Origin of the sequence: Natronomonas salina, assembly GCF_013391105.1 — an archaeon.
In the GTDB taxonomy this organism is placed as follows: Archaea; Halobacteriota; Halobacteria; order Halobacteriales; family Haloarculaceae; genus Natronomonas; species Natronomonas salina.
In genome coordinates, this window is the sequence record NZ_CP058335.1 from 1,919,576 (window position 1) to 1,932,611 (window position 13,036).

General features: G+C 71.1%; 15 protein-coding genes. 9 read left to right on the forward strand and 6 right to left on the reverse strand.

Annotated features, from left to right (window positions below; all coding sequences use genetic code 11):
• Positions 1-40 precede the first annotated feature (40 nt).
• From HWV07_RS10115 to HWV07_RS10125, 3 genes are all read left to right on the forward strand, one after another.
• On the forward strand, positions 41-1,288 hold the full coding sequence (locus HWV07_RS10115; RefSeq protein WP_178334183.1) for an eIF2B alpha/beta/delta subunit family protein: 1,248 nt from the start codon (positions 41-43) through the stop codon (positions 1,286-1,288).
• Positions 1,285-2,043: an endonuclease/exonuclease/phosphatase family protein gene (locus HWV07_RS10120; RefSeq protein ID WP_178334184.1), complete on the forward strand. Its 759-nt coding sequence runs from the start codon at positions 1,285-1,287 to the stop codon at positions 2,041-2,043. Before HWV07_RS10115 ends, HWV07_RS10120 begins: the two co-directional genes overlap by 4 nt.
• 170 nt (positions 2,044-2,213) lie before the next feature.
• Entirely contained in the window at positions 2,214-3,137 is a 924-nt protein-coding gene (locus HWV07_RS10125; RefSeq protein WP_178334185.1) for an ATP-grasp domain-containing protein, read from the forward strand.
• A 199-nt stretch (positions 3,138-3,336) separates the two neighbouring features.
• On the opposite strand, the gene engB is transcribed toward HWV07_RS10125, so the two are convergent.
• Positions 3,337-3,957, reverse strand: coding sequence for a GTP-binding protein EngB (gene engB, locus HWV07_RS10130; protein WP_178334186.1), 621 nt, complete (start codon positions 3,955-3,957; stop codon positions 3,337-3,339).
• A gap of 391 nt (positions 3,958-4,348) precedes the next feature.
• On the opposite strand from engB, the gene HWV07_RS10135 reads away from it, so the two are divergent.
• The 4 genes from HWV07_RS10135 to HWV07_RS10150 all read left to right on the forward strand — a co-directional run bounded on the left by HWV07_RS10135 (position 4,349) and on the right by HWV07_RS10150 (position 7,374).
• Positions 4,349-5,692, forward strand: a complete 1,344-nt coding sequence (locus tag HWV07_RS10135) for a TIGR00341 family protein (protein WP_178334187.1) — start codon at positions 4,349-4,351, stop codon at positions 5,690-5,692.
• A gap of 363 nt (positions 5,693-6,055) precedes the next feature.
• Positions 6,056-6,451 (forward strand): 30S ribosomal protein S6e, encoded by a 396-nt coding sequence (locus HWV07_RS10140; protein WP_178334188.1) that lies wholly within the window; start codon positions 6,056-6,058, stop codon positions 6,449-6,451.
• Positions 6,452-6,478: 27 nt separating this feature from the next.
• Positions 6,479-6,892, forward strand: a complete 414-nt coding sequence (locus HWV07_RS10145; RefSeq protein ID WP_178334189.1) for a DUF7112 family protein — start codon at positions 6,479-6,481, stop codon at positions 6,890-6,892.
• Positions 6,889-7,374 (forward strand): DUF5807 family protein, encoded by a 486-nt coding sequence (locus HWV07_RS10150; RefSeq protein WP_246279739.1) that lies wholly within the window; start codon positions 6,889-6,891, stop codon positions 7,372-7,374. Before HWV07_RS10145 ends, HWV07_RS10150 begins: the two co-directional genes overlap by 4 nt.
• Before the next feature lie 276 nt (positions 7,375-7,650).
• Here the strand turns inward: HWV07_RS10150 and HWV07_RS10155 are convergent, their stop codons facing one another.
• Together HWV07_RS10155 and HWV07_RS10160 are read right to left on the reverse strand one after the other, a co-directional pair.
• Positions 7,651-8,727, reverse strand: a complete 1,077-nt coding sequence (locus HWV07_RS10155) for a DHH family phosphoesterase (protein WP_178334190.1) — start codon at positions 8,725-8,727, stop codon at positions 7,651-7,653.
• A gap of 94 nt (positions 8,728-8,821) precedes the next feature.
• On the reverse strand, positions 8,822-9,262 hold the full coding sequence (locus HWV07_RS10160; protein WP_178334191.1) for a universal stress protein: 441 nt from the start codon (positions 9,260-9,262) through the stop codon (positions 8,822-8,824).
• An 84-nt stretch (positions 9,263-9,346) separates the two neighbouring features.
• Here HWV07_RS10160 and HWV07_RS10165 point away from each other — a divergent pair, with 84 nt between their 5' ends.
• Positions 9,347-9,787, forward strand: coding sequence for a universal stress protein (locus HWV07_RS10165; RefSeq protein ID WP_178334192.1), 441 nt, complete (start codon positions 9,347-9,349; stop codon positions 9,785-9,787).
• A gap of 3 nt (positions 9,788-9,790) precedes the next feature.
• On the opposite strand, the gene HWV07_RS10170 is transcribed toward HWV07_RS10165, so the two are convergent.
• Both HWV07_RS10170 and HWV07_RS10175 read right to left on the reverse strand, forming a co-directional pair.
• Positions 9,791-10,336 (reverse strand): GNAT family N-acetyltransferase, encoded by a 546-nt coding sequence (locus HWV07_RS10170; RefSeq protein ID WP_178334193.1) that lies wholly within the window; start codon positions 10,334-10,336, stop codon positions 9,791-9,793.
• Positions 10,333-10,701, reverse strand: a complete 369-nt coding sequence (locus tag HWV07_RS10175; RefSeq protein WP_178334194.1) for a universal stress protein — start codon at positions 10,699-10,701, stop codon at positions 10,333-10,335. Before HWV07_RS10175 ends, HWV07_RS10170 begins: the two co-directional genes overlap by 4 nt.
• A gap of 151 nt (positions 10,702-10,852) precedes the next feature.
• Here HWV07_RS10175 and HWV07_RS10180 point away from each other — a divergent pair, with 151 nt between their 5' ends.
• Positions 10,853-11,704: a DUF5806 family protein gene (locus tag HWV07_RS10180; RefSeq protein ID WP_246279740.1), complete on the forward strand. Its 852-nt coding sequence runs from the start codon at positions 10,853-10,855 to the stop codon at positions 11,702-11,704.
• A 3-nt stretch (positions 11,705-11,707) separates the two neighbouring features.
• On the opposite strand, the gene HWV07_RS10185 is transcribed toward HWV07_RS10180, so the two are convergent.
• The gene (locus tag HWV07_RS10185; protein ID WP_178334195.1) at positions 11,708-13,027 is read right to left on the reverse strand and encodes a dihydroorotase; all 1,320 of its coding nucleotides are present in this window, start codon (positions 13,025-13,027) and stop codon (positions 11,708-11,710) included.
• Between the last annotated feature and the right edge of the window lie 9 nt (positions 13,028-13,036).

The window sequence follows — 13,036 nt, forward strand, 5'->3', positions numbered from 1 at the left end:
CGGCCGCGGAATATAACCCCTTGCGGGACGAGCGCGGGGTATGGACGAGCGAGCCGTCGTCACCTGCTTCCTCCGGCACGGGCCGGACGTGCTCCTGCTCCGGCGGAGCGACGCGGTCGGTACCTACCCGGGGAGGTGGGGCGGCGTCTCCGGGTTCGCCGAGGGGACGCCGGACGAGGCCGCCCGCTGGGAGATCCACGAGGAGGTCGGCCTGCTCGGTGCAGCCGACGTCGTCCGCTCCGGCGAACCCCTCCACGTCGAGGACGAGTCGCGGGGCGTCCGGTGGGTCGTCCACCCGTACCTCTTCGACTGCGCGACGACCGACGTCGAACCCAACGAGGAGGTCGCCGAGTACGAGTGGGTCCAGCCGCCCGCCATCCTCGACCGCGAGACGGTCCCGCGGCTCTGGGAGACGTACGCCGCCGTCGCGCCGACCGTCGAGACCGTCCGGGGGGACGACGACCACGGGTCCGCCTACGTCTCGTTGCGGGCCCTGGAGGTGCTCCGCGACCGCGCCACGGAGACCGGCTCGGGCGACGGCGACTACGCGGCCCTCGCGGCGCTCGCTCGCGACCTGAAGGCGGCCCGGCCGAGCATGGGCGTGGTCGCCAACCGGGTCAACCGCGTGCTGAGCGAGGCCGACGCCACGCCCGAGTCGGTCCTCGAGGCGGCCCTGGACGGCTGCGAGCGGGCGGTCCGGGCCGACGGCGAGGCGGCCGCGAACGCAGCCGAGGTCGTCGGCGACCGCGTCCTGACGCTCTCGCGGTCCGGGACGGTCCTCGACGCGCTCCGCTCCGCCGACCCCGAGGCCGTCTTCGTCGCCGAGTCACGGCCCGCCAAGGAGGGCGTCGGCGTCGCCCGGGAGCTGGCCGAGGCGGACGCGCCGCCGGACGTCTCGCTGTGCGTCGACGCCGCCGTGGGTCACGTCGTCGCCGAGGAGGCCGTCGACACCGTGCTCGTCGGGGCCGATTCGGTGCTGTCCGACGGCGCGGTGGTCAACAAGGTCGGGACGCGACTCGCCGCGCTGGCCGCCCGGGAGTCGGACGTCGACTGCTACGCCGTCTGCTCGCGCGACAAGGTCGTCCCGGAGGCGGCGGTCGAACTGGAGTCCGGCCCCCCGAAGGCGGTCCACGAGCGCTCGGCGCCCTTCGAGGTGCTGAACCCGACCTTCGAGCGGACGCCCGCCGGGCTCTTCGCGGGGGTCGTCACCGAGGACGGCGTGCTCTCGGTCGGCGAGGTCGAGTCGGTCGCGGCGAACCACGCCGACCTCGGCGGGTGGGACGAGTGACACCGGAACTCCGACTCTGCTCGTACAACCTCCGGTACGCGGGGCTGGACACCGGCGAGAACGCCTGGAAGAACCGTCGGGACGGCGTCGCCAGCGTCCTCCGGTTCCACGCCCCCGACGTCGTCTGCCTGCAGGAGGTCTGGCAGGCGCAACTGCCCGACCTCCGGGAGCGCCTCCCGGACTACGAGTGGGTGGCAAGCGACGCCTCGAACGGCGAGCACACGCCGATCGGCTACCGTCCCGACCGGTTCTCGGTCGTCGACGGGGGGTCGTTCTCGCTGTCGGAGACGCCCGGGGACCTCCACGCCTACGACTGGGACGCCGCCATCCCGCGGGTGACGACCGAGGCGACGCTCGAAGAGGACGCGACCGGCGACCGGTTCGCCGTCGTCAGCACGCACTTCGACCACGTGAGCGGGGAGGCGCGTCGCCGCGGCGCCGACCTGCTCGCCGACCGGCTGGGCGACCGCGAGACCCCCGCGGTCCTGGCGGGCGACTTCAACTGCACCCCCGGCGACCGCCCCTACCGGACGCTCACCGGCGCGGGTTTCCGCGACGCCCGTACCGCGGCCGACGCCCCGCACGGCCCCGAGGTGACGTACAACAGCTTCGAGGAACCGCAGCCGGGCAAGCGGATCGACCACGTGTTCGTCGACGGCTTCGACGTCTCGCGGTTCGGCGTCCTCGCGGACCTGGACGCGCGGGCCCGCTACCCCTCGGACCACTTCGCGCTGCTGGCGGACCTGACCCGCTAGCGGCGACGCCGCAAGCGAGTGGCTTTTGCCGGCGCCGCTCCTACCTCCGCGCCGGTGGCGGTGACGACAGTTACCCCCTCTGAGCCCCTTGTGATGAGGGACTTTCCCGAGCCACCGTTACGCGCGACGCGCTTCAGTCCTGATTTGTAGGAGCGGCGCGTTCGCCGGGTATGCCCGCCGAGGAGTCGTCCGCAGATGGAGGGTCCGCGCTCGCCGTCGTGACCGGCGACCAGGCGCCCGAGTTGACCGACGACGGTAAGCGCGCCGCCGAGTGGTTCCAGGACCGCGGCCTCGCCGTCGACGCCGTCCGCTGGGACCGACCCGTCGACTGGAACACCTACGACCTCGCCCTCGTCCGCTCGTGCTACGAGTACCCGACCGACCCGGACCGGTTCCGGGAGCTGCTCGCCGCGATGGAACGCGCCGACGTGACCGTCTGCAATCCCCCGTCGGTGCTGCGCTGGAACATGCACAAGTCCTACGTGGCGGACCTCGCCGCCGAGGGCGTACCGGTCCCGGAGACGGCCGTCGTCGAGCGCGGCGCCGAGACGACGCTCGAAGCAGAACTGGAACGGCTGGGCCTCGACGAGGCGATCGTCAAGCCCGCAGTCGGGACCGGCTCGGAGGGAGTCTTCCGGGTACAGGCCGCCGACGCCGGCGAGTTCGAGGACCGCTTCGCCGACCTGCTCGCCGACGGCGACGCGCTCGTCCAGGCGTACTGCCCGGACATCTCCGAGGGCGAGCGGTCGATCGCGTTCTTCGGCGGCGAGTACAGCCACGCCTGGAACAGCCCGACGACCCCCGACGACGTCACCCGGTTCGAGGGCGACGACCACGACTACGAGCCCCCGGAGTCCATCGTGGAGGCGGCCGCGACGACCTGCCGCGCCGCCCGCGACGTCCTCGACCGCCGGGACCCGTTCCCGTACGCGCGCGTCGATTACGTCCGGGACGAGGACGGCGGCATCGTCGTCCTCGAACTGGAGTTGATCGAGCCGATCCTCGACCTCGAGGAAGCGGGCGCCGTCGACCGGTTCTGCGAGGCCGTACAGTCGTACTTCGAATCGGCGAATCCTGAACTCGATCAGACGTAGCTGTGCCGGTCAAATAGCAAGCATCCGCCGAGTGGGCGTTCGAAGAACGCCCCCGAGGCGGTTCTCGGCGACGAGGCCGAAGGCCGAGTCGCCGTAGCGCGTGCGGACTGACGCGCCCGGAGGGCGCGGAAGGAGCACGCGCGCATGTTTTCCCCAAGTTTTTGCCGGGCCGGCGAAGCCGGCCCGTGCAAAAAGTGGATTAGAAGAACTTGAACAGGTCGTCCCGCTGCTGTTCGTGGAGGTGGTGGCGGACGGCCTCGTTCAGCGCGTCGATGTTGCCGCGCTTCGCGGAGATGGGGGCGATGATGTCGTCGAACTGCTGCCAGGGAGGATAGAGGCCGAGTCGCTCGGCGAGGGCGTCGAGCCGCTCGTCCTCGTCGTCGACCTTGTCCATCTTGTTGACGGCGACGACGGTGGGGACGTCCAGCTCCTGGAGGAAGCCGAACAGCTCGACGACGTGTGGGATCTCCTCGGGGCCGGAGTGGCGGTCGATGATGTCGACGGCGGCCTTCCCGTCGACGACGAGGACGGCGACGAGGATCTTGTCGGCGTTGGCCTCGACGTACCGGACGACGTCGGTCTTGATGTCCTCGCGGACGTCCTCGGGGACGCCGGACATGAAGCCGAAGCCGGGGAGGTCGGTGACGACGAAGTCCTCGGCGGTCCAGTCGAAGTGGTTGGGCTTCCGGGTGACCCCGGGGCTGCCGCCGGTGGCGAACTTGCTGTGGCCGGTGATCTCCCGCATCAACGTCGACTTGCCGACGTTGGACCGCCCGAGGAGGACGACCTCCGCGTCGCGGTCGGGACGGGTCTCGAACATACGCTGGATTGGCCGCTACGTCGGATAAGCCGACCGGTCCGGGGCTCCGGGAGCGAACGCGTCGACGGAGCGGTACGGACGCGAAAAGCGCGGACGACGAAAGTGTGGACCCGACGGGCCCGGACCGTGGAGGGCCGCTCGTGCGCGTCGGCAGGTGCATCCCCCGCGGACGTAGCGACGGGTCGAGACATTAAATATCTTCTGTGGTTGCTGAATAAACAGAGCGGGAGCCGGAGCCGGGGCCGTCAGCGGGTCGAAGCTGCGGAAGCGGGAGTCAGTGAGGGACAGTTCGGGGTCGGGGAGAGGCGCGACAGGGAGCCGGCGACGCCGGGCGGTGCCGCGCCCGACGACGAACGCGGGCCTTTATTCGCCAGGGCGTCGAGGGTCCGCTGTGCGACTCGTCCAGGTGACCATCCCGGCGGGCAAGCGCGAGACGGTGCTTGACGTCCTCGACGGGGAGGGGATCGACTACGTCGTCACCGACGAGACGAGCGGCCGCGAGTACACCGGCGTCGTCTACTTCCCGCTGCCGACCAACGCCGTCGAGCCGATCCTCGAGGAGCTCCGGGAGGTCGGCCTGGACCGGGAGGCGTACACGGTCGTGATGAAGGCCGAGACCGTCGTCTCCGCGAAGTTCGAGGACCTGACCGAGGAGTACGCCCAGCGGGAGGACAGCGAGGAGCGCATCGCCAGACAGGAGCTGGAGGCCCGCGCCGAGGAGCTCGCGTCGGCGCTGCCGACCTACGTCGTGATGACGGTCCTCTCGGGGATCATCGCCACGGCGGGGCTCCTGCTGGACTCGCCGGCGACGGTCGTCGGCTCGATGGTCATCGCGCCGCTGATCGGCCCGGCGATGGCGGCCGCGGTCGGCAGCGTCGTCGGCGACTCCGACCTGTTCCGCCGGGGGATCATCCTGCAGATGCTCGGCGTCCTGATCGCCATCATGGCGGCGACGGCGTTCTCGATATTCGTCCAGTTGACGAACCTCGTGCCACCCGGACTCGACCCGCTGTCGTTCTCGGAGGTCGAGGAGCGGCTCTCGCCGAACTTCCTGTCGCTGGCGGTCGCCATCGGCGCCGGCGTCGCCGGCGCGCTGAGCCTGATGACCGGCATCTCGGCGGCGCTGGTCGGCGTCATGATCGCCGTCGCGCTCATCCCGCCGGCGGCGACCGTGGGGATCGGCATCGCCTACGGCGAGCCGGCGCTGGCGCTGGGGTCGGCGGTCCTCACGGCGGTGAACGTCCTCTCGATCAACCTCGCGGCGCTGGTGGTGCTGTGGTGGGGCGGCTACCACCCCGAGCACTTCTTCCGGCGGGACCGCGCCCGCATCGCGACGGTCAAGCGCGTCGCCATCCTCGTCGGCGCCATCGTCGTGCTGTCGCTGTTCCTCGGCGGCGTCACCTACGACTCCTACCAGTCGGCCTCGACCGAGGAGGACATCCGGGACTCGGTGACCGCCGAACTCGACGAGTCGGCCTACGCCGGCTACGAACTCCTCGACCTGAACATCCGGACGACCACCGACTACTTCCTCTTCCAGCGGCCGACCGAGGTCGTCGTCCGGGTCGGCGTCCCCCCCGACGCCGAGCGGCCACCGCTGGCGAGCCAGCTCGCAACGCGGCTGGAGGCCGAGCACGGTCTCGACGTCCAGATCCAGGTGCAGTACCTCGAGGTCGAACAGAGCGGTCTGTCGGACGAGGACGGGGGCGGCGACAGCCGGGGTCGCGACGAGTGACTCAAAGGCGCGTTTGAGCTTCCGGCGGGTATAGGCCCGTCCCGTCCGTCCGCCCGCGTATGCGACGAGATCCGCTCCCCGTGCTGGTCGTGGCGGCCGCGCTTCTGTCGGTCGTTCTGGTCGGCGTCGCCGTGCTCGGACTGTAGCTGTCGACGCGCCCTGGGCCGACCGTTCGGCGGTCCGGCTGGAGCAGCGCCGTCGCGAGCCACCGCGCCTCCCGTCGCCGACGTCGGCCGTCGAGTACTCGGCGTCGGCGCTGGGCGCGGTGCCGCGGCTCGGCCGCCGCCTCATCCCCTAGTCGGCGGTTCGGCGCCGCCGCCTCGTTTCAATACCCTTTTGCCGGCGCGTCCAGTTCCATCCCGTATGGCAGACTTTCAGGTCGTCGTCGGGGACACGGACGACGGCACCACGTACTCGTTCGACGTGGACGGACAGGACGCGAACCGGTTCGTCGGCCGATCCATCGGCGAGACGGTCGACGGCGACGCCGTCGGCCTCCCGGGCTACGAACTGGAGATCACCGGCGGCTCCGACAACTCCGGCCGACCGATGCGCGGCGACGTCTCCGGGACGGAGACCCGCGCCATCCTCTCGGAGGGCGGCGTCGGCTTCGAGCCGACCGTCGACGGCGAGCGCAAGCGCATCACCGTCCGCGGCGCCGAGGTCTCCGAGGAGACCCGCCAGATCAACGCCAAGATCGCCACCCGCGGCGACCAGTCCGTCGACGAGCTCCTCGGCGGCGACGAGGACGACGAGTAACCCCTTCTCCCCACCCGATTCACACCCATGCCTAGCGTCTCTGCCGACGGCTGCGAGACCGTCCGCGCGTCGATCGAGCGGGCCGGCGCCCTGGACCGCCCGAAACTGGTCGTCCCCGAGGGCGTCCTCCCGGAGGGCGTCGTCCGCGTCGACGCCGACGAGACGACCTACCACGCGCCCGTCGAGGTCGGCCTCGGCGGCGACGTCGAACTCCGCGGCCTCTACGACAACGCCCGACTGGCCCGCACCGGCGAGGGCGAGAACCACCTCGCCGAGTGGGTCGAGTCGGTCGGCCTGGAGGCCGGCCGGTCGGCGCTCGTCGACGTCGTCGTCGAGGGCGAGCAGTACGGACTCCGGGCGCCCGGCGACACCGCCGTCTACGACGTGATGGACGAACCCGACGACAGCCTCGCCTCCATCGCGGAGGACCTCGACGGATGAGCGACGGGAGCGACGGCGACCGTGCCGGCGGGCACGCTGACGACGCCGCGGGCGCGCTGTACGAGGCGTTCCTGCGCGGCGAGCGCCCCGACGACATCCTCGTGTACCTCCACGAGGAGGGCGTCGGCTCGATGGACGACCTGCTGGACATCGGCACGCGCGTCGACGACGGCGTCGTCCTGGTGCTGCCCGGCGAGGACGGCAAGGCCGCCTTCGAGAGCGCCACCGGCCTCGACGCGATGGACTTCGCCGGGATGGCGATGCAGACCGACGGCGTCGTCCACGACGACTGCACCGGCGGCGAGTGTCCGGAGCGCGACGAGAAACCCGACAGCGACCACTACGCGAAGTTCGTCTTCGCGTTCGCGGAGGAAGAAAACGAGGGGGTCGGCGGCATCTACGCCGAGGGCGACGTCATCCACGGGTACGCCGCCTGCGCCTGCGGGACGACCTACTCGGAAAAGTGGGTCGCCGAGTCCTGACGGCGGGTCACTCGTCGGGCAGCAGGTCCTCGGGCGAGCGCTCGAACGGCGCGGTGTTCAGGAACTTCTCGATCTGCTCGTAGTCGTCCTCGTTCAGTCGTGGTCTGCTTGCCATGTAGTTACCAACAGGACTAGAGACCATGGTTACTACGTTGCTAAGCGTGTAATCGTGTTTACCTAGTGAACAGTATTCCCTTCCTAGAAGCCGTCGACAGGGCATGAACGAGTGGAACGGTCCGAAACGGTGGTCCGACCGCTCGCGGCCCGCCCCGGTTTCTACGCGTCGGCCTCGTCCGCGGGGTCGAGGTTGCGGAACGCCTCGAGGATGACCTGCTTCGTGACGGCCCCGCGGGTCGTCCAGTGGTGGGCGTAGTCGAGCATGTCGTCGTAGATGTCGGGCTTGCAGCCGGCCGCCTTCGGGTGGCCGCCGCCGTTGACCTGGCCGGCGACCTCGTGGCAGCGCTCGAAGGCGTCCGTGCCGCGGATCGACGCCGACCCCGCGGGCTTGACGATGACCGAGGCGTCGGCGCCCTCCTCGCGCATCGCCTCGGCGACCTCGTTCTGCGAGCAGCGGCCGTAGGTGACGCCGACGGTCCACTCGCCGACCTCCGTCAGTTCGGCCCGGTCGACCGCCTTCTCGATGAGCGCCTCCTTCTCGACGCGCCGCTCGGCCAGGTACTCCTCGACGTCGGCCGGCAGGTCGGCGCCGTGCTCGACGACCGTCCCGACGTACTCCTCGGGGTCGGCCCAGTAGGCGTAGTCCGCGAGGTCGTCGCTGCGGGGGTCCTCCCGGAGCCAGAGGTCGTGGTCGCGGGTGACCAGCGCCAGTTCGGCGTAGCGCTCCGGGAAGTCGTAGTCGATGGCGTCGAGCGCCACGTCGGTCGTGCAGACCTCGTCGGAGGCGCCGACGACCAGGTCGGCGTACTCCGCGACGTACCCGCGGAGGTCGTCGTCCCACTGGTGGTGGTCGAACCACCGGATCGCGCCGGCGCGCTCGGCGACCGTCGGCAGCGCGGCGACGTCGCCCTCGTCGTCCGGGCAGAGGTCGCAGACGTAGAGGTCGAGGTCGGGTTCGCCGAACTCGGCGACGTACTCGAGGGCCTCGTCGATCTCGTGGGGGCCGGCACCGAGCAGCGCGGCGTCGCCGTGGGCGACCCGGACGAGCGCGACGCAGCCGAGGCCGTCGGCGTCGGGGTCGGCGACGACGACCCGCTCGGCGCCCTCGAGGGTCTCCTTCGCCTCGCGTTCGGCCTGCACCTCGTCGAAGGAGTCGGGCGTGAAGAAGCCCTCGCCGGGGAGGACCGAGCGCCGGGCGAGGGGGATCGTCTCGTCGTCGATGAGATGGTCGTCCATACCGGCGCGACGGCCGCCCGGGCCAATAATCCCCCCGCTTGCGCGGCCAGCCGGTCGGGCCGCGGGAGGGCGGCCGGAGGCCGCGACCGACCGGTCAGACTTCTAGCTGTCGCACCGTCAGCACCGGCTCCGGACAGCTCCGGACGACCTGCTCGGCGACGCTGCCCAGCAGGAACGAGTGCTCGCCGCTGCGGCCCCGTGTCCCCATCGCGACGGCGTCGGCGTCGACCTCGCGGACGTAGCCGACGATCTCCGAGGCGGGCCGGCCGACCTCGACGGCCGTCTCCAGGTCGACGGGGTCGGCGCGCGCGTCGTTGGCCTGGACGACGCTCTCCAGGGCCTCCTCGCCCTGCTCGCCGAGCGCGCGCCGGACGTCGGCGCGGACGGCCGCCGGCAGCGACCCGACGCGACCCTCGTCGACGACGTACAGCGCGTGGACGGCGGCGTCGAAGCGCGCCGCGAGGTCGAGCGCGCAGTCGACCGCCCGCGAGACGCTCTCCGAGCCGTCGGTCGCCACCACCACGGTCTCGAACATACCGGCCATCGGCCCGCCGGTGACATAAATCTACACGGGGTCGGCGCGGGTAGATTTTTGCCGGCCGGCCCCCAGTGGGGGAGTATGCAGATCGAGACGGTACTGGCGCCGGTCGACGGCAGCGAGACGGCCATGGACGCCGTCGAGTACGCCGTCGCCGTCGCCGAGCGCTACGAGGCGGTCGTCCACGCGCTGTACCTCCTGGGGGAGCGCGCCGCCGTCGCGATACACGAGGGGAAGGTCGAGGCCGCCGCCATCGCCGAACGCGGCGAGCAGGTGATGGCCGGCGTCCGGGCCGTCGCCGCCGAGCACGACGTGCCCGTCGACCACTCCTCGGCGGCCGGGTTCTCGCTCGACCGGCTCGCCCAGCACCCCGGCAGCGTCATCCTCGACGTGAGCGAGATGCTGGACGCCGACTTCGTCGTCGTCCCGCGGGAGCCGATTACCGGCGACCCCGAGGCGGTCATCGAGAAAGCGGCCGAGTACGTGCTGGCCCACGCTTCCCAGCCCGTCCTGTCCGTCTAGGGGTCAGTCGTCGCCGTCCTCGTCGTCGCCGACCAGCCGCGCGGCCATCTCCAGTTCGAAACCGCCGTCGTCGCTGGGCTCGAAGCCGACCTTCCGGTAGAGGGCGGTGGCGGGGTGGTTCCAGCGCTCGACGGTCAGCCAGACCCGGTCGAGGCCGGCCTCCCGGCCCGCGCCGAGCAGCCCCTTGATGAGCTGGGTCCCGATGCCGGCCTCCTGGTACTCCCGGAGGACGAAGATCGCCAGCTCCGAGGCGTCGTGGCGGTCCGGGACGAGCAGCGCGTGGCCGACCGGGTCGTCGTCGTGCCAGGCGACGACGTTGACGCAGTCGTCCTCGAGGAGCGCGTCGAGCCACTTGCGGATGCCCTTCTCCTCGGTCGGGGGGATCCCCTGGGCGCGGTCCTCCGGGTCGAACGACAGGTACATCTCGACCAGCCGCTCGTAATCGTCGTCGTACCGCCGGATCGCTATCTCGCGTTCCTCGCGGTCGGTGAACGTCCGCGGGGGCGCCTCGTACGGGCCGGCGACCTCGTCGGGGTACTCGCGGCTCATCGGATCAGTGTCACCGTCGTTCGGGCGTTCAGCAGGACGAACTCCGAGATGGAGCCGAGCTGTACCTTCCCGAGGGGGCTCGTCTGGCCGCCCCCGAGGACGATGCGGTCGAACGACTCGCGCTCCGCGAGCTCCAGCAACTGGCTGCCCGGGTGGCCGCTGAGGGTCCGGACCTCCGCCTCCACGTCGGCGTCGGCCAGCACCTCCTCCACCCGCTCCTGCACCTCCGGCGGCGCCGGCGTCGAGTCCGGGTTCTCGACGATCGCGATCGTCAGGTCGTCACCGGCCTCCTTGGCCCGCGCCACCGCCTTCTCGAGGGCGCGGAAGGAGTCCTCGCTTCCGCCGATACCCAGCAGCACCTTCATGGAGGAGGCTTGGTCGCGGAACGCAAAAGCCTCCCGCATCATTCGGGGACCGACCGGGCGGACGACCCGCGGCGGCTCGGCCCGCCGGGGCGTCTGCCGCCCGTCAGACATCGGCGACACGCTTTTTCGGCGGCGGCACCGTTCCCCCTGTATGACAGACGACGCGCGGGCGACGGACGACGATGCGGAACCGACGCCGGCGTTCAGGCGGGTCTCCGACGACACCGGAGACGAGGCGGCGGAACTGACGCCAGCTTTCAGGCGGGTCTCCGACGACACCGGAGACGAGGCGGCGGAACTGACGCCAGCTTTCAGGCGGGTCTCCGACGAAAACGAGAGCGAGTCGGACCAGCCACCCCGAGACGACCAGCCGGACGCCCGCGAGGAGCCGGCCGCACAGCGACCCCCGACCGAGGAGGCCCGCGAGACCGAAGCGAGCGACGTCCCGAAGGACGTCCGCGAGTACGAGCGGTTCTCGAAGATCGACGGGTCGACCTACGAGCGAGCCAACGAGTTCCTCCGGGACCGCACCTACATCACCGCCCGCGAGTGGGCGATGGCACGGCTCTGTGCGGACTTCCGCACCGAGACCGGCGTCGAGATGACGAAGATCGGCGAAAACCTCCCCGAACTCGTCCCCTTCATGACCGACACCTACAGCCCGCAGGCGGTCAACCAGGCCCGCTCGTCGTTCGACGACAAGGTCCGGAAGGCCGGCGCGACGTTCCTCTACGGTGCGATGTGCGACTTCTACACCGCCGAGGAGCTCGACGACCTGATGTACGAGATCACGGAGGTCGCGAAGTTCCTGCTCGAGGTCGAGGGCGTCGAACTCACCGTCGACGAGGAGCTGGAGGCCGAAGAGCGCATCTCGACGGTCATGCGCGAGGTCCGGGAGTCCTCGGCGGCGCTCCGCCACGACGAGTGTCCCAACTGCGGCCACGAACTCCACGCCGGCGACCACGCCGCGGGGCGCGCCGCCGACGAACCGGCCGACGACTGATCGCTACGCTTCCCTGACGTTCTCTCCTTCCGCCTCCGCGAACGCGCCGTCGTGGTAGACGACCGTCCCTCGGACCATGGTCAGTTCGGGGAAGACGGCCTGGCGGCCCTCGAACGGCGTCCAGCCGCACTTCGAGTGGAGCTTCTCGCCGCGGATCTGGACGCGCTCCTCGGGGTCGACCAACACGAGGTCGGCGTCCCTGCCTTCCTCGATCCGGCCCTTCCGCGGCAGATCGAATATCTCGGCGACGTTCGCGGCCGTGACGTCCCGGACGCGCTCGTAGCCGATCGCCCCCCGTCGGGCCTCCTCGAGCAGGAGCGGGAGCGCGGTCTCGACGCCGGGGACGCCGCTCGGCGCCTCCCAGATGCCCGCGTCCTTCTCGTCGCGGGTGTGGGGAGCGTGGTCGGTCGCGACCACGTCGACGGTGCCGTCGACGAGGCGCTCGAACAGCGCCTCGCGGCGCTCCTCGCTCCGCAGCGGCGGGTTCATCCGGCCGAGCGTGCCGAGGTCGTCGAGGTCCTCGCGGGAGAGGAAGAGGTGGTGGGGCGTCACCTCGCAGGTCATCCCCGCCTCGGTCGCGCGGTCGACGCCCTCCGGCGTCGAGGTGTGCGCGACGTGGATCTCGGCGCCGACCTCCTCGGCGACCGAGCAGGCGCGCTCGACGGCCGCCGCCTCCGCCTCGGCCGTCCGGTAGGCGCTCCAGGCGTCGGCGTCGTCGCGCTCCCTCGCGGCTCGCGAGTCGGTGTCCTCCTCGCTCGCGTCCTCCGTGCTGCGTGGCAGCACGCTCTCGTCGAACAGGTCGGCGTCCTCGGCGTGGACCGTGACCGTGACGCCGGCGTCGGTCGCCCGCTCGACGGCTTCCTCGAAGAGGTCGGCCTCGATGCCCATGTCGCCGGTCGAGTCGGCGAGGAACACCTCGCCCAGCGCGGCGAGGGGCTTCGACAGCAGTTCATCCGGATTCCAGTCCTCGGTGACGCCGCCGTTGATGCCGTAGTCGACGGCCGACGCCGCCGCGAGCTCCGCCTTCTCGTCGAAGCTCGGGGCGTCGACGGTCGGCGGGTCGGTATTCGGCTGGTCGAACACCGTCGTGACGCCGCCCGCGGCCGCGCTGCGCGAGCCGGTCGTCCACGTCTCCTTGTGCGAGAAGCCGGGTTCGCGGAAGTGGACGTGGGCGTCGATCATCCCCGGGAGCAGGCGCTTTCCGTCCGCTTCCAGGACGTCACCGTCGGTCTCGAGTCCCTCGCCGACCTCGGCGATGGTCTCGCCGTCGATGCGGACGTCCCGGACGCGGCCGTCGGCCAGCGTCGCGTTCCGAACGAGCATTGTCAGGTA